Source organism: Pseudoalteromonas sp. THAF3, from assembly GCF_009363775.1.
Lineage (GTDB): Bacteria > Pseudomonadota > Gammaproteobacteria > Enterobacterales > Alteromonadaceae > Pseudoalteromonas > Pseudoalteromonas ruthenica.
Window position 1 is genome coordinate 1,958,185 of record NZ_CP045418.1, and the last position, 22,969, is coordinate 1,981,153.

The following is a 22,969-nucleotide window of genomic DNA, read 5'->3' on the forward strand; positions in this document are numbered from 1 at the left end:
ACGGAACAGTTATGAATCAATGGTTTAATCAGTTTTATCAACACATTGCCTGCACCGATTTGAGCCACTGGCTAAATACCTTACCTGGGCAGTTGCAACATTGGCAGGACCAAGCTCGTCATGGCGATATGCCAAAATGGCAAAAAGTGCTAAACAACCTGCCTGAGTTAACGCCATCAAACATTGATGTTCGTACGCAGGTCGCAATAGGCCAAGCCGAAGACATTAGCGACGGCGAACGTAAACAGTTAACGCATCTACTAAAGCGCTTTATGCCGTGGCGTAAAGGCCCGTTTTCACTGTTTGGTATCGACATTGACACCGAATGGCGCAGCGACTGGAAATGGGATCGCGTGTTACCCCATATTAGCGATTTATCACATCGTAAGGTCCTAGATATTGGCTGCGGCTCAGGCTACCACCTGTGGCGTATGCGTGGTGAAGGCGCCGAACTGGTGGTGGGCATCGACCCCAGCGACTTGTTTTTGTGTCAATTCCAAGCCATTAAACAGTATCACCCAGACCCTGCCGTGCATTTGCTGCCTCTGGGCGTTGAACAACTGCCAGCATTAAAAGCCTTCGATACGGTATTTTCCATGGGGGTGCTTTATCATCGGCGCTCCCCTATCGATTTCTTAGCACAGCTACGAGCGCAATTGCGCCCGGGAGGTGAACTGGTGTTAGAGACCTTGGTCGTGGAGGGCGATATTCACACGGTACTGATGCCGGAAGACCGCTACGCAAAGATGCGCAACGTGTGGTACATCCCAAGCACCGACGCATTGCAGCTGTGGTTGCGACGCGTCGGCTTTAAAGATATTCGCGTTGTTGACACCGATCAGACGTCATTGGCAGAGCAACGGCGCACGTCGTGGATGGAAAATGAGTCGCTGGCCGACTTCCTTGACCCAAATGATGTAAACAAAACCATCGAAGGGTATCCAGCGCCACTTCGCGCCGTGCTGGTTGCCACAGCCTAACAAGGACATTCGTCCTCCTTTTTCTAGCCTCCAAGGGGCATTTGCTGTAAAATGCCCGGCGTTTCTAAGCAACCCCTAAATTTATTTGAGGAAAACCTGTGAGCGAACAAAAACAGTCTCTTAGCTACAAAGACGCTGGCGTCGATATTGACGCTGGTAACGCCCTCGTTGAGCGCATTAAAGGCGTTGTTAAAAAGACTAAACGCCCTGAAGTGATGGGCGGAATTGGTGGCTTTGGCGCGCTCTGCCAGCTCCCCACTGGCTACAAAGAGCCTGTTCTTGTTGCTGGTACTGATGGCGTTGGCACTAAGCTACGCCTCGCTATCGACTTAAAAAAGCACGATACGGTAGGGATTGACCTTGTGGCAATGTGTGTCAACGACTTGATCGTCCAAGGTGCGGAGCCATTATTTTTCCTAGATTACTACGCCACTGGAAAGTTAGATGTTGATACCGCCGCCGATGTGGTCACCGGTATTGGCGCAGGCTGTGAGCTTTCAGGTTGTGCCCTTATAGGTGGTGAAACTGCAGAAATGCCGGGAATGTACGAAGGTGATGACTACGACATGGCTGGCTTTTGCGTTGGTGTGGTGGAAAAACAAGGCATTATCGATGGCACCAAAGTCGCAGCTGGCGATCAACTCATTGCGTTAGCCTCAAGTGGTCCTCATTCCAATGGCTATTCATTGATCCGCAAGGTACTTGAAGTGTCGGGCGCAGATACCAGCAGCGAATTTGCGGGCAAACCTCTTGCCGAGCATCTACTGGAACCTACCCGTATCTATGTTAAGCCGGTACTGGAGCTACTTAAACAAGTTGATGTGCATGCGCTTTCACACATCACAGGTGGCGGCTTCTGGGAAAATATCCCACGTGTATTACCACAATCAGCTAAAGCCGTGATTAAAGGCGATAGCTGGCAGTGGCCTGCGGTATTTAACTGGCTACAAGAAAACGGCAATATTGAAACACACGAAATGTATCGCACCTTCAACTGTGGTGTCGGTATGGTTATTGCCGTGCCAGCCGATAAACTAGAGCAAAGCTTAAGCATCCTGAAAGACGCAGGTGAAGACGCATGGCACATCGGTGAAATTCAAGATGCCGGCGCCGATGAAGAGCAAGTAGAAATTCTAGGTGGAAGTAAGTAATGGCCCATGCCCGACTCGTAGTATTGATTTCGGGCAGCGGCTCAAACTTGCAAGCGATTATTGACGCCTGTGCAGCGGGAAATGTTCCCGCTGAAGTATGCGCGGTGATCAGCAACAAAGCCGACGCCTATGGCCTAGAGCGCGCTCGCAATAGCGGGATCCGCGCTGAAGTACTAGACCATAAAGCTTTTGCCTCTCGCGATGAATACGATGTGGCTCTGGGTGAGCTTATTGATAGTTTTTCACCAGACTGTGTTGTATTAGCTGGATTTATGCGTATTCTAACCCCTAGCTTAGTGCAAAAATTTAAAGGAAAAATGTTGAACATTCATCCTTCATTGTTGCCTAAGTATCAAGGGCTGAACACCCACCAGCGCGCACTAGATGCAAACGATAAAGTGCATGGCGTTAGCGTTCACTTTGTTACCGAGGAGCTCGATGGCGGACCTGTAATTGTCCAAGCCCAAGTGCCCATTGAAAATGGTGACACAGCACAAACGCTGGCACAAAAAGTCCACGCACAAGAACATATAATCTATCCGTTGGTAGTAAAGTGGTTCAGCGAACAACGACTGACGATGGAAGATAACTATGCAGTGCTCGATAACAACCCCCTTCCTAGCCAAGGTGCCGACCTTAACGCGTACTTGGACAGCTAATATTTTATTGGTCGCAGCTTTAGGCTGCGGCTCTTTCGCCGCTGATGCACAGCCGCAATCTCAAGCCAGCGATGCAACCTCTGCCCTTACTGAATACAGCGCGGAGTACCATGTCACTCGCCAAGGTGAACGCCACGGTAAAGCCAGGCGCGCCCTCACGCGTATTGACGATAGCCACTACCAACTGAGTTATCGCAGCGATATAGAGTGGATGATTTTTTCCGACGAACGTGAAGAAACCAGTCGCTTTCAGTTTACCGATGGCGAAGTAACGCCTATTTACTACACCATGGAGCGCACCGGTACAGGCCCTGATAAAGAGTACAAGATCAGCTTCGATCACAGCAATCAACAAGTATTCAGTAACGAATCTAAATACGCGCTCGATTGCCCTTGGAAAGCAGATTATCAAGATGTACTGTCTTACCAAATAGCCCTACGCAAAGCATTAGCCGAAGGACAAGAGCGATTTGCCTACCCCATAGTGGATAAAAAAGGTAATAGTCGCGAATATGCTTTTGAGGTTGTCGGCACTGAAACCATCACCTTGCCTATTGGCAATGTAGAAACAGTTAAGGTAAAGCGCCTTTACGATAACGATAAGCGCCAAGCAATCGCTTGGTTTGCACCAAAAATGAATTACATGATGGTGCGTATGTACAAGGGCAAAGATGGTGTCGAACAATTCCAGGTTGAATTGGCCAAATATGTTCCCTACACCCCGCTATAAAAATGTCGGCAAGTAGCATCGCTGCTTGCCACGCTCGCTACCCACATGATTGACTCGGTGCGCCACGCACGGCAACGAGTTGGCCTTGAGTATTAAACTCTAACTGCATAAGCATATCCTTTTCAGGCACCCTCGCCGGCGTATTTAAACGCGCCAATAATGGGGCACTCAACGCAAGCAGTACTTGCTCTTGGCAATCAGCAAGTAGCCAATCATCATCAAGGTGCACAACACGCGCTATACGCTGGTACTCACCCTCAATTGCCGCACCATAAGCAAGTTGTTGGCGCTGTAACTGCGCGCTTAATTGACGCTCAGCATCTTCAATGTTGCGAATTTCTCTGGGCACCACCGCACTCACACGTACGCGCTGCTCACTGCCTTGCAAGTCATAGATTTCAATACGCTGATAAGACGCCAAGGTGTAAGTACTCGGTGCCGGCCCATGATACTGCTGCCAGCTTATCGCGCCGAGCACAAACACAGCGGCACAAGCCATGAGCCACTGTGTTCGCATCCACCATGCTTGTTTGATGTGCCTTGATTTAAACAAGGTGTGGTGCAACTGCTTCTTTTCAGTATCAGTTAATCGCAGCTCTCGCTTTTGCCGCTGATGCGCTTGGTGTAAACGCTCGTCACTTAACTTAGTCATTCTTTGCTCCTGCTTGCAGTACTATCGCCAACTTGTCTCTGGCATAGCGTAAACGGGTTTTGACACTCTCTTTAGCGGTGTGAGTAATGGTCGCGATCTCACCCAAGCTGAACCCCTCGAGTTGGAGCATCAGCGCCTCTTTTTGATGAAAGGGCAGCTGCTGCATGGCCGCTGATAACTGGGCTAGTTCGGCATCAGCAATGAGTCTATCAACCTGCTGATGGTCTATATTCAAGGTGATAGCTATTTCATCCGTGTCGATATCTAACGTCACTTTGACCCGACGGGCATAATCGATTACGCGATTTCGAGCAACACGAAACAACCACGCTTTAAAACTGCCGTGACCTTGGTCTTGATAGCGCTGCGGATGCGAGAGCCACATTAGCCATATTTCCTGCAGCATATCTAATGCCAGCTGCCGACGGGTGTGCGTATCGTCAATCACACTGCCTAGTTGCGCTTGCAAAAAGTAAAGTAAATCGTCGCTCAAGCGCGATACTAACGCGTGCTTCGCCGCTTTACTCTGAGCATCCCCCTTGAGTGCTTGGTGCACTAACTGCTCATCGCTCAACGGCTCATTTTGTTGTAACTTTGGCTTTAAAAACCAAGCCGCTGCGGCTTTTATCATAACGACTCCTTGGTGCGGCAACCGCAGTTGCCGCTCTCCCTTTATTGCTGCAAATTGAAGTCTAACCTTACTTGTTGATTGCGCTGTACTTGCGCACCACCGTTATCAAGCATGGGGTTAAACTTCCACTTGCGCAGTGCTTTTAAGGCATGGCGGTCGAAAATACGTTTGGGTTCGCTGTCGATAACCTCGGCGTTCATTACCGCCCCCGTTGCGGAGATATCATATCTTAATACCACAAACCCTTCGATACCCTCGCGCGCCGCCTGCGGTGGATATTGAGGTGGTACTCTTACCAAAGGTCTTGCCGCGCCTTGTGCCGCACTTGGAAAAGCATCAAGTTGAGTTGAGGGTGCAGGTACATCAGGGGTAACCGCTATTGTCCCCGGGCCCTCAAAGGCAGGCTCAGCCGCAACTTGTGGACGCTCCTGCGGTCGCGGTGGTACTTTAGGCGGCACCGGTTTCGCTTTCTCAATGACCTTGGTTGGCTCTTTGGGCTGGAGGATCTCGACGATGGGATACTCCTTCGGTGCATCAGGCACCCTAGTAGGGCCATCGAGTAAAGACACCATAAATAAGAAAATAGCGAAGGTCACTGCGCTACCAAGAAATACACACGCCAATATTTTTGCGCTGGGAGCGAAGAGCTGATTATGAAAAGTTTGCGTTTGTTGCATAGTAATCCCCTTTTGAAAACACACCCATTTAAACGGGCTTAGCAACAAAACGCCGGGGGAAACAAAAAGGGGTGAATTTATTTTTCTTTTTCTGCGTTAAACCAAAACTCAATCTCATCGGTCTGCACTTCAAAGTGCGCCTCATGCTCAACATGAGCAGGTACGCAATACCACTGCCCTGCACCAACGCGCTGCGTTTTACCCTTCATCGTCAGTATTAATTCTCCTTTTATGATCACCCCATGGTTGTCTGTGTCGTGGGTGTGCGCTGCAATGGTGGTACCTGCGGGGTATGAAGCAAATAACACGTCGCAGCCCTGCGCTTTTAATTGGTAGGCATCAAAACGGCCATCATAGAGCGCCAGTCCACGTATTTTATCTGGGTAACTTCCGGGCATTCGTGCTCCTTAATGGTGTGAAAAATATTGCCACTGATGAAAAATATAGATGATTTTAAACTCTTTGGGTTTAGGCCCCGTACAAATCTGGACAATAAGAAGGAGTCAGCCGATGTTCTCATGGTTTAAATCGAATCCCAGCAAAAAACTTGAACGCCAACACGCGCAGAAACTCGAACAAGCCATGCATGCCCAGCGCAACGGCAACACTCGCGGTTATTCACTATTAACCTACGAGGCCGATGAAATCTATAAAAAGATTAAAGAGCTAGAAACAGCGCAAAACACCTAAAAAAAGAGATACTAGCACCGAACTATATGCAGGCCATTGCGGCCTTCTATTTATAGCAGGTGCATTTGCCGCTGCGTGGGCTCAAGCCCCTTAACAGCAATATCTAGTCAGACACTTCTAAATGATGCTCAATATCTGCAATAAGATCAGGCAGACTATTATCGATTTCCTGCACTTGAGCCTGCACTTGTAGGTTTCCCTTGCCAGCGTGCTGTTCCACTTCATCTAGCAGCTGGTGTAGTCTTGTTGCACTAATTTCGCCGCATAGGCCTTTCAACGAGTGCGCCACTTGACGCACCTGTTCATGATTTTCATCGCTAAGGCTTTGATGCAGTTGAACCAGTTTTTGCGGCGCGGTTTTGATGAACAGTCGGCATATTTTATTCAGCAACACCTCTTTATTTAGCATCCGAGAGAGCGCCGCGTCTCTATCCCAAAGCGGCTGTTTGGCGCCTTGAGTATTGCTAACTTGCTCACCTATCTGGGGCTGAGAATGATTGTCATAATTTGATAGCCCCCAGTGCAGAACTTTTTCCAGTACTTCATCTGGGTTGATAGGCTTACTAATATAATCGCTCATGCCCGCTGTTAAGCACTTCTCTCGCTCCCCCATCATGGCATTTGCCGTCATCGCAATGATGGGAATATCGGTAAACTCAGAACCGGCGGCACCCGCACGAATTTGCTCGCTAGTCTGATAACCATCGAGAACAGGCATCTGACAATCCATCAACACACAGTTAATGGCTTTGCCCTCGCGCGCACTGTTTTGCAACAGATCAATGGCTTGTTTGCCGTTATATGCTTTCTCAAGCTCTACTGGCAAAGTATTCAATACGCCGCACGCCACTTCAACATTAATTTCATTATCATCAACTATCAGCACTCGACAACCACTAATACGTTGCATTAACTCCTCTGAGATATCATCAGCACGCTCATTAGCATCATTTTGTCCGCGCGTTAGCGGTATGACCTCTTTTGCGCCTATGAGCCTTAACAAGTCGCTGTGAGTCAATGGCTTACTGATTGTAACAACATCAACACTGAGGCTTTTTGGCGATCCCGTACCCGGCTGCTGTAGCAATACAAGTTGAGCTTGCGGGCAGTCTTGCTGCCACTTGGTGACCAACTTACTTAGCTCCTCAGCACTGTAAGCCACACCATCAATAAAGATAAAGTCGTACTCTGCACTACCAGGTGCTTGTTCTATATCATTGTCAACAAGCCCTCCTTCGCCTTCAATCAAGTGACATATATGCGTTTGCGTGTATTTATTCGGGCTTATCACAGCGCTGCGTTTTTGGTCGAAATGAGTTATTTTCTGAGTCATCCTCACACTTTCCAGGGGCAAGGAGATATAAAAGCTAAACGTGCTGCCTTCACCTTGTTGGCTGGTCACACTAATATCACCAGCCATTAATTGGCATAATTGCTTGCAAATAGATAACCCAAGGCCCGTTCCCCCATAGCGCGCGGCAATGTTGCCATCGGCTTGGCTGAATGCCTTGAATAACTGTGGTTGCACCTGCTCGTCAATGCCCATACCACTATCTTCCACACTTACCTGTAAACGATATGATTGGCCATCATTGACATCACCTGAAGCAATAACACGGATATACCCTTGTTCCGTAAACTTAATAGCGTTACTGATAAGGTTATTCACTATTTGCGTAAAGCGAAGAGGGTCAGCCACTACCTGCGTGCAGCACAGCTGCTGGGGATCAATAAACACTTCCAACCCCTTGTCATAGGCACGAGCAGCACAGGACTCAACCAAGCTTTCCAATAAAGAGACAGGGTCAAAAGGTTTGGGAGTTAAATCGAGCTTTCCGGCTTCTATTTTTGATAAATCTAAAATATCGTTTATAAGCAGCCTTAAGTTAGACGCGCTTAGCTCCATCATATCGGTTAACTTTTTTGCCTTCTCGGGCAATGGCTCACGCTTTAAAATATTGAGCGTGCCAATCACGCCGTTAAGTGGAGTACGTAGTTCATGACTGATGTTAGAAATAAACGCACTTTTAATATCACTATTCTTTAGGGCTTCATCTTTAGCTTGTGCGAGAGCCTGGGTACGCTGTCGAACCTTGGCCTCTAATTCAGAATTTAGGCGTTTAACTTTCAGCTCTGCCGCTTTTTCTTTACTGATATCGCGAATAATGAGCGCGATACCGATTAAATCTTGAGCTTCAGATACGACGGGGCTAACAGAAACTGCCAAGCATAATGCACGCTCATCAATAACCACTTCGCACTGATCTTTTATTTGTGTTTCCGATGTTTGCAAATCTGTAATATACTTTTTCACCGGTAGTGTTTGTAGCAGCGATAGTTGCTCGTAATGTTTACCAACTCCAGCTTGGCTAGTGACAAACAACAGCTGTTCAGCGGCATGGTTCAAGCTAGTTACCTGCCCTTTTAAATTAATACCGACTATGGCATCAATTGAGCCTTCCACAATCGCTGAGGACTCACGGCGAGCGTCCGCAAGCAGTTGACTACGGATGGCGCTACGGTGAAAAGTAATCATCATAATTAAGCAAAGTACCACCACTATCGCTATGAAAGCGTAAGTGAAGAGCCGTTTTTCGTTCACTAATGCTTGAATATGGCTTTCGGGAGTGAGTAGATTAAAGTTAACGAATCCAAATTCGTTGTTGGGACGGGTTTGCACTTTTGCGGAATAAATATACACTCCCTGTTGCTCTAGGAAACGTTGCTCTGCGAAGTAAATACCTTGATACTCGATGGGCCTGCTATAGAGCGACGACCAAGTTATATCTGGGGCTAAATCACGAGTGAATCGATACTGCTCGATAGGGTGATAAACAACGTCTCCCTCCGAGCTGGTGATCACTAGATGTGAATAATCAAACGTAGTCCCCACCAATTGTGAAATAAGTTGATTGGCATTGACATTCATAATCAAAAACGCAAACCGCTTACCTTGTTCACTGTAAATAGGTATTGCAAAACGCAACATGGGTTTATAGGGGAAAGATATATCACCAAATTCTCGATTTAACGATAAAGGCGACATATAAATTTGATTCAACCCCAGCTGTGAGCTGGGCAAAAAGTATCTTTCGCCAGCCTTAGCTTGCAAAGCATGCTCCGGTACAGCTTCTACAGAAGCACCTCGGCGTTGTACGCGCACCAACTCCTTGCCCTCAGCGCTTATACTAATTACTCGTAGTTGTTCAACAGCAAGGTTGTTCTCCATAAAGCCAATAAAAATGGTTTCAAGCTGCTCTCTCCACTGTGAATAGGTTGTACCATCGGCGGGGTCCTTGCCATTGTTATAATGTGCTTGCGGCAAGCCTGCAATCGGCGGCGTAGAATGTAAAAAACGTAGATCGGCCTTATAGTTAGCAACGGATTTGGTCACCACTTCTTTGAGTCGCTCCGCAGTTTCCTCCAGGTCAACGCGTATCTGCTTTAGCGTATTTCCTTTAACATTCCCTTCAAATATCAAAATGGCAGAACATAGCGAGAGAATAAAAGAAGTCAAGATAACGGCAACGAACGTGCGCGATGTTAGTTTGTTTATACGTTTATTGCTAAGTAACTTCATTATCGCTCTCCACTAGCTAATTACATTTTTCGGAGCTGTACACATCACACACCAAGTCATTAATACGCGTTCTAGATACTGATACTCAATAGGCTTAGTAAGAAAATCATCCATCCCCGCATCAAAGCAGCGTTGTCGGTCTGCCGATAGCACATTGGCCGTTAGCGCAATCACTGGGACTGAGCCGTAATTGGGCAACGTTTTAATCACTCGCGTCGCCTGCGGGCCATCAAGCACAGGCATTTGCATATCCATAAAGATAATGTCATAGGCTCCAGTCTCACACATGGCAATCGCTTGCTCCCCGTCGCTTGCTATACTAATAGCCGATATCCCGAATTCATTAAGTAGCGCCTCTGTCACCATTTGATTAACTTCATTATCCTCGACAACTAGCACGCTCAGTGTTGAGAAGTCTTGCGTGTGGGTATTCTGTTCTTGCAAGCTTACGTCGGTCTGTTGCTTGTACGCACTCACTTGAGTGCTGAGCTCGAAGTAAAAATGGGACCCTTGACCAAGCTCACTTTCCACCTTTAAAGCGCTTCCCATTAGTGCCAATAGTTTGCTGGTAATAGTCAGCCCCAAGCCCGTGCCGCCAAAGCGCCGAGTAATGGATGTATCAGCTTGAGAAAAGGCTTCAAAAAGCGAGTTGATATGCTCTGGTGCTATGCCAATCCCTGTATCTGCGACACTAAACAGCAATGTTAGCTCATCGCCTTTTTGCTGGCTCATGGTCACGTTCAAAGCCACACTGCCTTTTTCGGTAAATTTCACGGCATTGCCCAATAAATTCATGAGTACTTGCTTTAAGCGGGTCTCATCTGCGTCAAAGATAAGCTCATTGTCGCTCTGTGTTGCGCTAATAAATAACTGAACACCTTTGGCCTCAGTTTGTTCAGTAAAAAGATGACGAAGCTCCTCAAGAAGGGAGGTAAGTGCGACAGGTTGACAGTCGAGTTCAATTTTTCCGGCCTCAATTTTGCTCAAATCGAGGATGTCGTTAATGATCACCAGCAAACTAGTGCCAGAAGAGCGAATCATACCCAGCATACGTTTTTGTTCAGTGCTTAATGTCGTGTTACTAAGCTGCCTTGCCATACCGAGAATACCATTCATAGGCGTGCGAATTTCATGGCTCATATTGGCTAAAAACTCTGACTTCACCTTGCTCGTGCGCTCAGCTGCCTGCTTAGCAACAATAAACTCCTTGCTGAGTTCGCGAAAACGGTTGGCAGCGCCAGCCAACACGCCAATTTCATCCTTGCGTTCAGTGTCAGTAATCGGTGCAGATAAATCTCCTTGTAAAAAGCAACGAAAGCTATTGGTCAGTCGGCGCACCGCTTTGGCAATATGAAAGTGGAAAAACAGCGCTAGAACGACGACATAGAGTGCTGCCGCCCCCCCTAAAAAGTTAAGAATATGAGTCGTATTCGAAACACTGGACTCTGCCGTATGCTTGATTTGCTGCAACCTTTCTAGTGATTGCTCTCTTAACGTATCTGCTAGGGCGCTAAATTCAATGGCATCCCCTGCCATCACTACATTAACTAAAGTAAAGTAGTTGCGGTTGGCCTGCACGCTTTTATTAAATACGCTCTGGTACTCTTTTACCAACGGCACAATTGACCCTACCAATTCAGGATACTTGTTCACTAAGGGTGCACTGAGATTGCGCTCGAACACTAAAAGGGAGGTAATAATTTGTCTGACCTCTTGACGCTTAGCATAGTCCTTTTTTGTTAAAAACAGTCGAGCGTTATAGTGCAAGCGGTGCCATGAATTAATCGTTTCCGTGATACGTAAACGCTCGTCGGTATTAGTGGTTAATTTTTTGAGACCTTCTAGACGGTCGATGGCACCTTGATAAATTCTTGGTAAGTCGTCATCAATCAGTGAACTGCGGATGGTATAGCGTTTAGTCAACACCTTGAGGTTGTTACCATAGCGTTCAACCAAATCGTTCATTGCATCAATGTAGGGTTGCTCGCTAGGCGCTACACTGACGTCGTTGAGGGTATCAAGGCGCTGCTGAATACTGCGGTAGTTTTGCTCTATTTTTTCAAATACGGCGATACTCCCAGAGGCCCCATATACCGAAATATCGCGCTGCATTTCAACAATGTCTTTATTAATACGCAAAATACCGATGGCATGATTGCTAATGTCGGTAATATCATCAACAGAGCGTTCTATACTCTGTAGCCTGCGGTCCATTACAAGGTAACTAGCAACGAGCGTAGCAACTACTAGGGCCAGTGCCAGTGTCATTTTCGCGGCAACGGAGCGAGATATGAATTCAATCACCACCTATCCTTACGCATTGAGTAATTCATACCATTTATCAAGGCTATAGTCGTAATTTGGCATCACCGTATTCCACACCGCAACATTAGAAAAACGTTTTGTGTAACTGCCACCGTTACGTATTTGCCCAGCCTGGACCGATACCTTGCCATCAGTGCCACGCAAATCCATACTGGCTTCATTCCCCTCATACCAATATTGCCACTCTGCTTTGGACATCAATGGCTGACTACGTTGGGGGTTAGAAATATAGTAGCCTTGGCGTGCAATAAAGGCCCCTGGGTAACCTGATAACCACCAATTCATATACTCATACGCTGCGTCTTTAACAGCTCCAGTGGTGTGTGCTGATAAACACATGACCCCATGCCAGGCCCGGTAGCCTTCCTTAGGCGCTGCATAGACCACAGGGATTCCTTGCCCTCGGCAGGCGCTCACCCCCGGTGAAAACATGCTTTGTATGTGCACTCGGTTCGTTTTCATAAAATCGACCGACTGGGGTACAGAGGTCCAGAAGCCAGAGAAATGACCTTGGCGCTTTTTAGCAAGCAAAATACTGAAAAGCTTATCAATTTCAGCAATGGACATATTACCCATGTCTTTAAATGTCATGAGCCCCTGACCCTGTACTGCCAAAGCAGCATCGAAAATACCGATGGTTGGTGCATTCACAAGCGCCACTTTACCTTTGTTTTGCTCATCCAAAAGCCATGACCAAGACTCAGTTTCATAAGCCCGGCCTTTAGCAATGTGCTGAGTGTTATAGCCAAAGGAGTCAACATTGTGCACGTAAGGCATAAAGCTAACTTTGTCTGTGGCCTGCGGCCCTAACTGGCCATCATCCTGCACATACAAGATTTTATTGGGCGCATCCCCCGCCCCCACTCGTGCGTTTTTGGTCAGTTGCCCCGTTTTTGTTAGGTTATTAATTTCATCCCAGTAAGTTAACCTATCAACGTCAATGGGTTGTATCGCGCCTGCTTGCCATAAAATATTAATAGAGTCTGACCATTGCTCGTATACATCAAACGAGCTTGGGTCTGCCGCTGCTTTTTGTAACAGTGCCGCACTGCCCATAGGGGCAAACACTAAGTGAATACCCAACTCGCGCATCGCCCGTTGGCGTAGCTCTTCTTGTAAGGTCACATGTGTGCCCATGACCCTGAGGGTGACTTTTTTCTTTGCGAAGACATAGGGCGCTTTGAGAGCAAGCGTTGATACCGCTGCTCCCTGACCTAGGGTACGTAAAAATCGCCGACGTGTGGGAGAGTAGCTCATTAACCGGATTCCTGTCGTTAAGTTTGCTACAAAGTGTAGACTAAGCCCTTAAATTAGAAAAAATTTCTTCTTGCTTGGCTGTACTTAAGCTAGACACTGATACCGATTTCGACCCGCTCGTTTAGCCTCGTAAAGGGCTTGATCTGCATCTGCTATCAGTGTTTCAAGGGCTACTTCAGCGCTCTGATTACTGGTTGTAGCACCAATACTAACGGTCACCTGCGCAAACGGCGAATAGTCATGTTTAAGATTAGCTGCGCTTAAATTATTCATTATTTGCTTGCAAATATACTCGCAACCACTTGCATCCGTATAGGGCATGATCACTAGGAACTCCTCACCGCCAAAGCGTACCGCCACATCATGGGGTCTGCGCAGGCTCTGATGCAACACCTGCGCAACTTGCTTAAGGCATTCATCGCCTTGAGGGTGGCCATAGTGGTCGTTATATTGCTTAAAGTGGTCAATATCGACCATCAGTACACTAAAAGGTTTACATTCACGTATAGATTGACGCAATGAGTTCACGACTTCCTCATCTAAGTAATGACGATTGTAAAGTCCTGTCAAAGAGTCTTTATATGTGAGCTTAATGAGAGCTTCCAGTCTCAACTTATTTTCAAGGTGATTTTGCGTTCGGTGAATTAGCGTTGAGGCCGCAACGGGTTTTCCGATAAAATCACTGGCTCCCGCCTCCCAGCATGCATTTTGCGATTGGGTGTCATAGGTGCCAGTCACAAAGACCACGGGCACTTGTTCAAGCAAAGCGCTTTGTTTTAGTTCTTTACAGACCTCTAAGCCGCTAATATGGGGCATATTGACGTCGAGTAGAATTAAATCGGGTACCTCAGCAGCGCAGTGCGCTAAAACTTGGGAACTATCACTCAATGTAGTGACATCAAAGTACTCTTCCAACATTGCTTCTAAGGTTAGCCGCGCAATTTCATCATCGTCGACCACCAGCACTTTACACTGGGAAAACGGTTTTATATCTAGGTGCATAGCGTTCCTGCTGCTTGTTGCTCTAATAACTGTGACAATGACACAGATACCATGGGTTTAGCCAGTAAATACCCTTGGCCAATGCCGCACCCCAAAGAACGGAGCTTTTTGGCTTGCGGTTCGGTTTCAATGCCCTCTGCGACAATTTCCAAGCCTAGCGAATTTGCTAGGTCTATGATAGCCGTCACAATATCTAACGCTTGGGGCTCTGCCAGCATATCTCGCACAAAAGATTGGTCTATTTTCAATACATTCAGGGGGAAAAGCCTTAGATAAGAAAGGCTTGAGTAGCCGGTACCAAAGTCATCAAGAGCAATGCTTACGCCCATATCGGCAATAGATTGTAGTTGAGTGGCCGTTTGCTCGTAACTGTCTATAAGGGCAGATTCAGTAACCTCGAGCTCTAAATATCGACTCGGCAGCTGAGTTTTCTCAAGTATAGCGGCAACGGTATCGACCAGCGCAGAGTCAGAAAACTGCTTTGCCGAAATATTAACCGCTACTTTCTGCGCATGCCCAGCATCGAGCCATGCTTTGGCGTCACGGCAGCATTGCTCTAGAACCTGTTCACCAAGACGATAAATCAAGCCTGACTCTTCAGCATATTCAATAAACTGAGCTGGTGATATTAACTTGCCATCTGCGTCTCTTAATCGCACTAACCCCTCTGCTCCGATAATGTCATTGGTATGTAAGTCAAATTTAGGCTGATAGTGAACTTCTAACGCGTTTTGCTCCAGTGCTTCACGAAGCGTATAGCCGACAGCTAAGCGTTGGTTCATTTCGTGTTGTAAATCATCGCTGAAATAACAGTAACTATTCGCCCCTGCTTGTTTCGCCTTATACATAGCTGAGTCGGCATGACGAAGCATTTCTTCAACACTGGAGGCATCGTCTGGATAGACGCTGATACCCACACTGGCACTCAAGTTATGTTGCTCGCCTCCCAACCGAAAAGGCTTAGCGATGACATCTAGCAACTGGCTAATTAAACCCTCCAACCCGAACGAACTTTTCTCTTGCGGCACCACCAAAGCAAACTCATCGCCGCCGACACGAGCGACAGTAATATCACTACAGGCAAAGCGGTCAAGACTGTGGCCAACATGCGCGATAATTTCATCGCCAATGTGATGGCCCATGGCGTCATTTATATATTTAAAGTTATCTAAATCAAGCAGCATTAAGCTTACTTTACGGTTGCCAGCTGAAGCTCTGGCAATGCCTTGTGTAAGCCGGTCATGCAACAGTACTCGATTAGGCAGTGCGGTGAGCTGATCATGATGAGCGAGGTAGGTCATTTGCACTGACATAGCGAGGGTTTCACTCACGTCCTGAAACACCATCACGGCACCACGCTGTTGGCGTTGCTCGTCAAGGATTGGCGCAGCACTGTCCTCCACGCGGTACTCCAGCCCTTGTTTACTGACCAGTTGAGTATTTATTGCCATGGCCACAGGCCTGTTTTCTTTTAATGCCACGGTCAAAGGATTAATAGACGCTTCTTTCGTTGAGGCATCCCTTAGCTTCATCACCTCTTCAATATGTCGTCCCTTAGCAGCGGTTTGCGACCAACCAGTCAAACGTTGTGCGACCGGGTTCAGGTAGGTGATACAGGCATGCTCATCGGTCGAAATTACGCCATCCGCGATAGAGTCTAGGGTAATGCGCAGATGCTCTTTTTCTGCCGCAAGTAACCTTTGTGTCTTTTCCAATGCTCGCTCTTGTGCACGCACTTTGGCATGGTTCTCTACTCGCATACGACATAACGTAAGATTCAAAGGCTTGGAGATAAAGTCGATTGCACCCAGCGCGAGTGCGCGCTCTTCGATTTCCGGGTCGTTGTGCGCAGTGATAACTATAATGCGCAGCGCACTGAATGAGGGCTGGCGTTGAATTTGGGCCAGTAAGTCAAAACCACTCATGGTGGGCATTTCTAAATCGAGCAACAAAATATCTGGCTTAAAATCGGCAATAAGCGCCATCGCTCCACTGCTCTCGTTACATGATTGAACTTCACCTACCCCTGCCAACGCATGCTCCAACTGAAGGGTATCAATGGGCTCATCGTCAATCACGAGAACTTTACTTAAATCGGTCATTTACACTCTCACAACAAACAAGACGCTCAATAAAGATAGCGTTAAACATTTTGAAAAGCGACACCACAAAACGAGTTTAGTCATGGGTGCAGCGTCTACTTTATTGCTTAATTATGCTGTCACACTAAGCAAACCTCTTCGAAACAGCGTTTTCTTTAATGAGCATTTAAGTAGTGACCGCTCTTTAGCTGGGAACCCCGAAGTCAATCATCGCCTTTTTCAAAACACGACTTTCTCAACGTGTATTTGCAAACGCTTAGCCAGACGAATTAAGTTAGCGCGATCAACACCTAAATGCTTGGCTGTTCGGCTCCAGTTGCCTTGATGAGCCTGTAAGGCACGTTTGACTATCTGGCGTTGGTAATCATCCACAGCCTGGCGCAAATTAATCGGTTCCTTTATCGTCATGGAGTCAGGCGTTATATCTGATAGAAGTGGCGTTTGCGTGTTCTCCTCGGTGTTTAGCGGGTCTGATTTTCTTTGCGTTGTCTCGTGCAGTTCATCGCAGTCGCCGAGCGTCAAGGTCACCAGGCTATCATGGCGGCTGTGTATTGGTACTTTGGCACAGGCCTTTAATGCTGCGCGGTTCAATAAGTGCTCAAACTCGCGAACATTGCCCGGCCAAGTATACTGGGCGAGTCTGTCTAAAAGCGCTGGGGAAATTTTCAGCTGGTTTACACCGAGTTTTCGCCTTGCACGCTCGATAAAGAAACCAGCCAATAGTGGGATGTCTGCCATACGCTCACGTAAAGGCGGCACTTTTAATGGGTATACGTTGAGGCGGTGATACAAGTCGCTGCGAAAGCGCCCGCTTTCCACCTCAGCTTTTAAATCACGATTAGTGGCGGCAATAACACGCACATCCACCTTTATCACTTCATCTTGGCCAACAGGTTGAACCTCATTACTTTGTAACGCCCGTAAAAGCTTACTTTGCGCAGCTAAGGGTAACTCCCCCACCTCATCTAAAAACAAGGTGCCACCGCTGGCAATGACAAACTTACCCGCTCGTTTGCGCTCAGCCCCGGTAAACGCACCTTTAATATGACCAAATAATTCGCTCTCTACCAAGTTCTCTGGCAGCGCCGCGCAATTGACATAAATAAGCGCTTGGTCACCCCGACTTGATTGCTGATGCACACTGTGCGCCACCAGCTCCTTACCTGTGCCGCTTTCGCCTTCAATAAGTACCGAGTAATTGGATGGGGCCACCAAGGAAATTTCATTTTTAAGTTTATCAATACAGGGGCTTTGGCCAATGATTTCCGCCGGACAGCCTGAGGCACTGGGTTCGCTCAGAGCACGCAATACTTCTTGTGAATGGCTGACATTGGCCTCAAGCAAATCAACAGTCAGTGCCGTATGTAAGCTCACCGAGGCCATGGATGCAATTAACGCCAATGAGCGCTCCGAAAGTGAATCAAACACCCCTGGAGATAGACTATCCAACGTTAATACACCAAGTAGCTGATTTTGGAAATACAGCGGGATCCCCATACACGCATGCACAGGTAAGTCGCCCTCCATAGCCGTGAGTAAGCCATCATATGGGTCAGCCAGTTCACACTCTGCGGGGAAACGCGTAGCTGTTAAGGACTGACAAATCGCAACAAACCGAGGGTGCTCAGCAATAACAAAGCGACGCCCAAGTATTTCATGGCTCAGCCCTTGATGAGCCAGAGGCTGTAAATAGTCGCCTTTGTGAGCCAGTAACATGATGGCATCGCAGGTGATCACTTTACGAATGGCACTGAGCAATTCATCAAAGCGCTGTTGACTGGCGACGCTCTGCGCGAGGGTGATGGATAATTCCAAAAGTTGGTTGTCGGTAAGGCGGTTCATATACGTGGCCCGAAATCATTTTAACTCCATTGTAGTCATTAAGACACGCATAACAAGTATGTCTTAATGACACAAAAACAATCCAATTCATTAGATAACTTATATTTATCAACAAGTTAAAAAGATGGCACTAGTTTTGATATAGCTCCAATAGATTCATTTGTAGGAGCGCCTATGTACTCGCAGTTTGTTCTTCCCACTAATCATGCACTTGAGGGGGCACAGTTAAGCTTTCAAAAATGCATTATTGCTGCTAACTGGAGCATGGTGTTGTCACTTGGCCTCGTTATTTGCAGCCTATTAATGAGCTTTTATTTCGACTCATATTTACCCATCTCCATTCAGATAACTGCCCATATCGGCACCATAGTGTTCGCGGCAATCTTTAAGTTGGCGTATGTGGTGCGTTGTGTCGGCGTTTATGGCTTGGGCTACAGGGTATTTTAAATGCAAATACAAGAACCCAACACGCCCGACAATAAACAAAATGGCTTTCACCATCCGTTTTGGCAATTAGCGTTTCGCTCATTTTTCTTAACTGGCGCGCTATTTGCGGCGACAGCTATTGCTTTATGGGCAGCGATGCTGGCCGGGCTCATCACTTTACCGCAACCAATATTGCCAGCCGTGCTGTGGCACAGTCATGAAATGATCTTTGGTTTTGCAGCGCTCATCGCCGTTGGTTTTATAATGACGGCGGTGCAAACATGGACAGGGTTGCCCAGTATAACGGGCCTCCCCGTGGCAGCTTTACTGTTACTTTGGGTGTGTACTCGTATACTGGTATTTACTAACACGCACACCACTATTATCGCCGCGTTAATTATGTCGCTTTTATGGTGGGCCGCCATTGTGTTCACCTTTACGCGTATCGTTTTCAGCGCGGGCAATGTACGCAACTACCTTTTCGTGCCCATGCTAATGGCACTGGCGACACTAAACGCAGCCACCTTGGTGCTCGCGCTCATGGGTGAGCATTTAATCGCGTTGCACCTTATCCGCTCAGCTGTATTGCTGTTTACGCTTCTCATTGGGGTCGTTGGCGGCCGGGTGATCCCCTTTTTTACGGCTCGCGGTGCAAATATTGATGCCCAAACACCGATGATATGGGCAGAGAAAATACAGCTGCCACTCACGATCACTTGCCTAGTTGTGTTTATCACCAGCCACTTCGAATTATTGCCCTTTTCCCCAGCCATATTGTTGATAGGCACAGGGTGCGTGCACCTTATTCGTATGAAACCGTGGTCTAGCTTAAGTACCTTCACCATTCCTTTGCTGTGGTCGCTGCATAGCGCATACGCTTTTATGGGGCTCGGGCTTATTGCGCTGGGTCTGAGTTACTACATCGACACATTACTCTTTAGCAACGCCCTGCACCTAATCACCCTCGGAGCCATTGGTTTGATGATCCTCGCGATGATAAGTCGCGTCTCGTTAGGGCACACAGGGCGCAAACTCAACGTTAAACCCCAGATCACAGCCGCTTTTATATGCTTGGTTGGGGCTACATTGCTGCGCTTTACTCTGACGTTGACTGGCCATGCATTTGTAGGCTGGGCCTTGAGCGCCGCGCTTTGGATTGCCTCATTTACGATTTTCTTTTTCACCTACTGGCCGGTGCTCAGTGCACCGCGCCAATAACTTTGCGGAGTATGCATGTTATCTTCACACCACATCAATACGGTTAAATCAACGCTGCCCTTAATAAGTGCAGCAGGGACGACAGTGACCGATCATTTTTATCAACGAATGTTTACCCATAACCCTGAATTAAAAGACGTATTTAACTTAAGTAATCAACATTCAGGACGCCAGAAAGTGGCACTATTTGAAGCTATAATAGCCTATGCTAACAACCTTGATAATGTCGCTGTACTCAAGCACGCTGTGGAGCGTATTGCTAACAAGCATGTGAGCTTTAACATACAGCCTGATGATTACCACATCATTGGCCATCACTTAATTGAAACCATGCGCGAGCTGCTAGGTGACCACTTTAGTTGTGAGGTTGAGCAGGCTTGGCGCGCTGCCTATGCGGTGTTGGCGCAACTGTTTACTCAGCGTGAGCAGGCTCTGTATACAGCTCGCGAGCAAGCAAGCGGTGGCTGGCGCGGCAAGCGCGCCTTTAGCTTGACTCACAAGGTAAAGGAATCACAGCTGGTCACCAGCTTTACGTTCGAGCCCGTTGATCAGCAAGCAGTGATGGACTTCAAACCCGGGCAATACATTGCTATCGAGCTTAAGCCCTCTACTTCGGCCCACACCGAAATCCGCCAATACTCGCTATCGAGCACAGCAAATGGCAAAAGTTACCGCATTTCGGTCAAGCGTGAGGTGGGTGAACATACAGGAGTCATGTCGAACTTCTTACATGATCATCTTAAACTTGGCGACATCGTTGACTTACATGCGCCAACGGGAGATTTTTTCTGGCAAGACCGACAAGCCCCTGTGGTTTTAATTTCTGCAGGCGTAGGCGTAACGCCCATGCAAGCCATGTTAGAAACCCTAGCCGCACGTAATTACCCCTTCCCTGTAACCTATCTCCATGCCTGCGAGACCCGTGCTCAACACTCGTTCGCTCAGCGCACCGCAACGCTATGCGCTGATCACCACTGGCAACATGCGACCTGGTATAACCACGAGCCAGGCGACATGGTAAATACATTTAACGGCTTCATGAACTTCTGTGCTATCACACTGCCCATCGACAATGGTGACTTTTACGTATGTGGTCCGCTGGCCTTTATGAAGTTTGTAAAAACCCACTTAATCGCAATGGGGGTGAGTGATCATCGTATACATTACGAAGTGTTTGGCCCCCACGCTGAGCTTTAGTCATTAATGCACAGTGGCTCGCTGGCAGTTACCACGCACTGCTTTGGGCCACTGATGACGAAGGTTGGGAGATAAATCAAAATTATCAATACTCCCGGCGGCTATTTGAAGTTCCTTAATATTGCCAAACTAAAGCGAGTCTCTCGCAACCAGATACAAAATATTACGCATTAACATCGACAATAACCCGACCTCGCACTTGGCCATGCAGTAACTGCTGTGCTACCTCTTGCACACCACTTAAAGGGATGCACTGTATCACATCATCGAGCATCGACAGTTCCAAGTCGACCGTTAGACGCTGCCAAGCTTCTAAGCGTTGCTCCATTGGTGCCATGACGCTATCAATACCAATGAGTTTAACGCCTCTTAAAATAAAAGGGGCTACACTTGTAGGCAAGTCCATGCCTGCAGCCAATCCACAAGCTGTTACTACTCCACCGTATTGAGTTTGAGCAATAGCATTGGCCAATATGTTTGAGCCTGCAACATCTACAACACCTGCATACTTTTCCTTGGAGAGTGGTTTCGCCTCACCTTCAAATTCGCAACGCGGCAAAACTGCATTCGCTCCTAGATTACGGAGGTAACTTTCTTGTTCTAAACGCCCTGAAACAGCAGTTACGTTGTAACCCAGCTTACTTAAGATTGAGATTGCTATCGAGCCCACTCCTCCTGCAGCTCCGGTTACTAATATAGGCCCTGACTCAGGAGTAACACCTTGCTTCTCTAGGGCTAAAACACATAGCATAGATGTGTATCCAGCGGTTCCAATAGCCATTGATTGCTTAAGGCTTAGATTTTCTGGCAGTGGAACCAGCCAATCGCCGTTAACACGAGCTTGCTGGGCAAGGCCACCGGTATGCTTTTCCCCAACACCATACCCATTGAGAAGTACCGCATCTCCCGCCTTGAAACGACTATGAGATGAGCTTTTGACAACCCCTGCGAAGTCGATACCTGGGATCATTGGCCATTGCTTTACGACACCCGGTTTATGGCAAATAGCCAAGGCATCTTTGTAATTTAGGGTCGAATAGGCGATATCAATGACAACATCGCCCTCATGTAATAGTGATTGGTCAACGGATTTTAGCGCCGTTGTTTGCTCACCGTTTTTGTCTATGACTAAAGCGTTAAACATAAAACCTCCAAATTAGACCGATCGTCTATAAAAATATAAAAAAAATTACGCTTTTAAACCGCTTAGGTAAAAATCTACAAACATTCTGATTGGCTCAACATCCTTTTGAAGCTTAGTATGAAGAATTGCCCCCTCCCAACCTATCCAAAATAGCTTACTGTGATAAGTGCAGTCTATGGAACTGTAGACATTGCCCTTATCTTGTTCTGCTTTAAGATACTCTGCTAATAGATAACTCCACTGAGTGAATACATCAGTTAACTGATCACCAAAGCTGGTAGGCAAAGTACTAAGCTCTTGGCCAAGATTACCGATAAGGCAGCCTCGGCGAAATTTATATTTCTCAATTCCGGACATAGCATCTGCGACAAATGCGTGAAAACCACTGAGCGGCTTATGTTCATCGGATTGCAAATGCTTTGCTAACTTTTTTTTAAAAAATTGATTGTAGCTCTCTATAACAGCCTTACCGAAAGCCTCCTTACTATCAAAGTAGTGATAAAATGATCCTTTCGGGATCCCCTCTCTCTTTAGTATGGTTTCTATTCCAATACTCGAATAGCCAGCTTCCGTCAACACCTCAACTCCGGCATGAAGTAACCTACGACGGGTATCGTTATGCTCGCCCAAGACCTTTGCCGGGCGCCCTCGTGGACGCTTTGGTTTCATATTTGTACTCATAATCAAAAAAATAGACTGATCGTCT

Annotated in this window: 20 protein-coding genes; 8 read left to right on the forward strand and 12 right to left on the reverse strand. The window is 47.2% G+C overall.

What is annotated here, in order from left to right:
* Positions 1–11 precede the first annotated feature (11 nt).
* The 4 genes from cmoB to FIU82_RS09040 all read left to right on the forward strand — a co-directional run bounded on the left by cmoB (position 12) and on the right by FIU82_RS09040 (position 3,520).
* Entirely contained in the window at positions 12–980 is a 969-nt protein-coding gene (cmoB, locus tag FIU82_RS09025; RefSeq protein ID WP_045978442.1) for a tRNA 5-methoxyuridine(34)/uridine 5-oxyacetic acid(34) synthase CmoB, read from the forward strand.
* A 98-nt stretch (positions 981–1,078) separates the two neighbouring features.
* Entirely contained in the window at positions 1,079–2,131 is a 1,053-nt protein-coding gene (gene purM / locus FIU82_RS09030) for a phosphoribosylformylglycinamidine cyclo-ligase (protein WP_022945148.1), read from the forward strand.
* A complete protein-coding gene (purN, locus tag FIU82_RS09035) occupies positions 2,131–2,790 on the forward strand; it encodes a phosphoribosylglycinamide formyltransferase (protein WP_152440894.1) in 660 nt (219 codons plus the stop codon). The genes purM and purN overlap by 1 nt, the downstream gene beginning before the upstream one ends.
* Positions 2,723–3,520: a DUF3108 domain-containing protein gene (locus tag FIU82_RS09040; RefSeq protein WP_081604421.1), complete on the forward strand. Its 798-nt coding sequence runs from the start codon at positions 2,723–2,725 to the stop codon at positions 3,518–3,520. Before purN ends, FIU82_RS09040 begins: the two co-directional genes overlap by 68 nt.
* A gap of 37 nt (positions 3,521–3,557) precedes the next feature.
* Here the strand turns inward: FIU82_RS09040 and FIU82_RS09045 are convergent, their stop codons facing one another.
* The 4 genes from FIU82_RS09045 to FIU82_RS09060 all read right to left on the reverse strand — a co-directional run bounded on the left by FIU82_RS09045 (position 3,558) and on the right by FIU82_RS09060 (position 5,878).
* Positions 3,558–4,172, reverse strand: a complete 615-nt coding sequence (locus tag FIU82_RS09045) for a hypothetical protein (protein WP_152440895.1) — start codon at positions 4,170–4,172, stop codon at positions 3,558–3,560.
* Positions 4,165–4,803, reverse strand: coding sequence for an RNA polymerase sigma factor (locus FIU82_RS09050; protein ID WP_152440896.1), 639 nt, complete (start codon positions 4,801–4,803; stop codon positions 4,165–4,167). Before FIU82_RS09050 ends, FIU82_RS09045 begins: the two co-directional genes overlap by 8 nt.
* Before the next feature lie 41 nt (positions 4,804–4,844).
* A complete protein-coding gene (locus tag FIU82_RS09055; protein ID WP_152440897.1) occupies positions 4,845–5,480 on the reverse strand; it encodes an energy transducer TonB in 636 nt (211 codons plus the stop codon).
* Positions 5,481–5,557: 77 nt separating this feature from the next.
* Positions 5,558–5,878, reverse strand: a complete 321-nt coding sequence (locus FIU82_RS09060; protein ID WP_152440898.1) for a cupin domain-containing protein — start codon at positions 5,876–5,878, stop codon at positions 5,558–5,560.
* A gap of 112 nt (positions 5,879–5,990) precedes the next feature.
* Between FIU82_RS09060 and FIU82_RS09065 the strand changes: the two genes are divergently transcribed.
* The gene (locus FIU82_RS09065) at positions 5,991–6,170 is read left to right on the forward strand and encodes a DUF6435 family protein (protein ID WP_152440899.1); all 180 of its coding nucleotides are present in this window, start codon (positions 5,991–5,993) and stop codon (positions 6,168–6,170) included.
* A 103-nt stretch (positions 6,171–6,273) separates the two neighbouring features.
* Here the strand turns inward: FIU82_RS09065 and FIU82_RS09070 are convergent, their stop codons facing one another.
* The 6 genes from FIU82_RS09070 to norR form a co-directional block, all read right to left on the reverse strand.
* A complete protein-coding gene (locus FIU82_RS09070; RefSeq protein ID WP_152440900.1) occupies positions 6,274–9,750 on the reverse strand; it encodes an ATP-binding protein in 3,477 nt (1,158 codons plus the stop codon).
* Between the two features lie 12 nt (positions 9,751–9,762).
* Positions 9,763–12,054 carry an ATP-binding protein gene (locus FIU82_RS09075; protein ID WP_152440901.1) on the reverse strand — a complete coding sequence of 764 codons (2,292 nt, stop codon included), beginning with the start codon at positions 12,052–12,054 and terminating at the stop codon, positions 9,763–9,765.
* Positions 12,055–12,063: 9 nt separating this feature from the next.
* Positions 12,064–13,332: a PotD/PotF family extracellular solute-binding protein gene (locus FIU82_RS09080; RefSeq protein WP_152440902.1), complete on the reverse strand. Its 1,269-nt coding sequence runs from the start codon at positions 13,330–13,332 to the stop codon at positions 12,064–12,066.
* A gap of 84 nt (positions 13,333–13,416) precedes the next feature.
* The gene (locus tag FIU82_RS09085) at positions 13,417–14,334 is read right to left on the reverse strand and encodes a diguanylate cyclase (protein WP_152440903.1); all 918 of its coding nucleotides are present in this window, start codon (positions 14,332–14,334) and stop codon (positions 13,417–13,419) included.
* A complete protein-coding gene (locus FIU82_RS09090; RefSeq protein ID WP_152440904.1) occupies positions 14,325–16,436 on the reverse strand; it encodes an EAL domain-containing protein in 2,112 nt (703 codons plus the stop codon). The genes FIU82_RS09085 and FIU82_RS09090 overlap by 10 nt, the downstream gene beginning before the upstream one ends.
* Before the next feature lie 219 nt (positions 16,437–16,655).
* Entirely contained in the window at positions 16,656–18,278 is a 1,623-nt protein-coding gene (gene norR / locus FIU82_RS09095; RefSeq protein ID WP_152440905.1) for a nitric oxide reductase transcriptional regulator NorR, read from the reverse strand.
* Positions 18,279–18,452: 174 nt separating this feature from the next.
* On the opposite strand from norR, the gene FIU82_RS09100 reads away from it, so the two are divergent.
* From FIU82_RS09100 to hmpA, 3 genes are read left to right on the forward strand one after another with little or no spacing between them, the layout of a single operon-like run.
* Positions 18,453–18,725 (forward strand): hypothetical protein, encoded by a 273-nt coding sequence (locus tag FIU82_RS09100; protein ID WP_152440906.1) that lies wholly within the window; start codon positions 18,453–18,455, stop codon positions 18,723–18,725.
* Positions 18,726–19,922 carry an NnrS family protein gene (locus FIU82_RS09105; protein WP_152440907.1) on the forward strand — a complete coding sequence of 399 codons (1,197 nt, stop codon included), beginning with the start codon at positions 18,726–18,728 and terminating at the stop codon, positions 19,920–19,922.
* Between the two features lie 15 nt (positions 19,923–19,937).
* Positions 19,938–21,119 (forward strand): NO-inducible flavohemoprotein, encoded by a 1,182-nt coding sequence (gene hmpA / locus FIU82_RS09110; RefSeq protein WP_152440908.1) that lies wholly within the window; start codon positions 19,938–19,940, stop codon positions 21,117–21,119.
* A gap of 163 nt (positions 21,120–21,282) precedes the next feature.
* Here hmpA and FIU82_RS09115 read toward each other — a convergent pair whose 3' ends face one another.
* Entirely contained in the window at positions 21,283–22,263 is a 981-nt protein-coding gene (locus FIU82_RS09115; protein ID WP_138509016.1) for an MDR family oxidoreductase, read from the reverse strand.
* Between the two features lie 45 nt (positions 22,264–22,308).
* On the reverse strand, positions 22,309–22,932 hold the full coding sequence (locus tag FIU82_RS09120) for a TetR/AcrR family transcriptional regulator (RefSeq protein ID WP_216651813.1): 624 nt from the start codon (positions 22,930–22,932) through the stop codon (positions 22,309–22,311).
* Positions 22,933–22,969 lie beyond the last annotated feature (37 nt).

Bases quoted from the DNA above. Each gene is read 5' to 3' on its own strand.
- FIU82_RS09115 (WP_138509016.1), bottom strand. From the start codon at position 22,263: ATGTTTAACGCTTTAGTCATAGACAAAAACGGTGAGCAAACAACGGCG.
- FIU82_RS09050 (WP_152440896.1), bottom strand. From the start codon at position 4,803: ATGATAAAAGCCGCAGCGGCTTGGTTTTTAAAGCCAAAGTTACAACAA.
- purN (WP_152440894.1), top strand. From the start codon at position 2,131: ATGGCCCATGCCCGACTCGTAGTATTGATTTCGGGCAGCGGCTCAAAC.
- FIU82_RS09100 (WP_152440906.1), top strand. From the start codon at position 18,453: ATGTACTCGCAGTTTGTTCTTCCCACTAATCATGCACTTGAGGGGGCA.
- FIU82_RS09080 (WP_152440902.1), bottom strand. From the start codon at position 13,332: ATGAGCTACTCTCCCACACGTCGGCGATTTTTACGTACCCTAGGTCAG.
- FIU82_RS09120 (WP_216651813.1), bottom strand. From the start codon at position 22,932: ATGAAACCAAAGCGTCCACGAGGGCGCCCGGCAAAGGTCTTGGGCGAG.
- FIU82_RS09090 (WP_152440904.1), bottom strand. From the start codon at position 16,436: ATGACCGATTTAAGTAAAGTTCTCGTGATTGACGATGAGCCCATTGAT.
- FIU82_RS09045 (WP_152440895.1), bottom strand. From the start codon at position 4,172: ATGACTAAGTTAAGTGACGAGCGTTTACACCAAGCGCATCAGCGGCAA.
- FIU82_RS09065 (WP_152440899.1), top strand. From the start codon at position 5,991: ATGTTCTCATGGTTTAAATCGAATCCCAGCAAAAAACTTGAACGCCAA.
- norR (WP_152440905.1), bottom strand. From the start codon at position 18,278: ATGAACCGCCTTACCGACAACCAACTTTTGGAATTATCCATCACCCTC.
- FIU82_RS09060 (WP_152440898.1), bottom strand. From the start codon at position 5,878: ATGCCCGGAAGTTACCCAGATAAAATACGTGGACTGGCGCTCTATGAT.
- FIU82_RS09085 (WP_152440903.1), bottom strand. From the start codon at position 14,334: ATGCACCTAGATATAAAACCGTTTTCCCAGTGTAAAGTGCTGGTGGTC.
- hmpA (WP_152440908.1), top strand. From the start codon at position 19,938: ATGTTATCTTCACACCACATCAATACGGTTAAATCAACGCTGCCCTTA.
- FIU82_RS09040 (WP_081604421.1), top strand. From the start codon at position 2,723: ATGCAGTGCTCGATAACAACCCCCTTCCTAGCCAAGGTGCCGACCTTA.
- FIU82_RS09070 (WP_152440900.1), bottom strand. From the start codon at position 9,750: ATGAAGTTACTTAGCAATAAACGTATAAACAAACTAACATCGCGCACG.
- FIU82_RS09055 (WP_152440897.1), bottom strand. From the start codon at position 5,480: ATGCAACAAACGCAAACTTTTCATAATCAGCTCTTCGCTCCCAGCGCA.
- cmoB (WP_045978442.1), top strand. From the start codon at position 12: ATGAATCAATGGTTTAATCAGTTTTATCAACACATTGCCTGCACCGAT.
- FIU82_RS09105 (WP_152440907.1), top strand. From the start codon at position 18,726: ATGCAAATACAAGAACCCAACACGCCCGACAATAAACAAAATGGCTTT.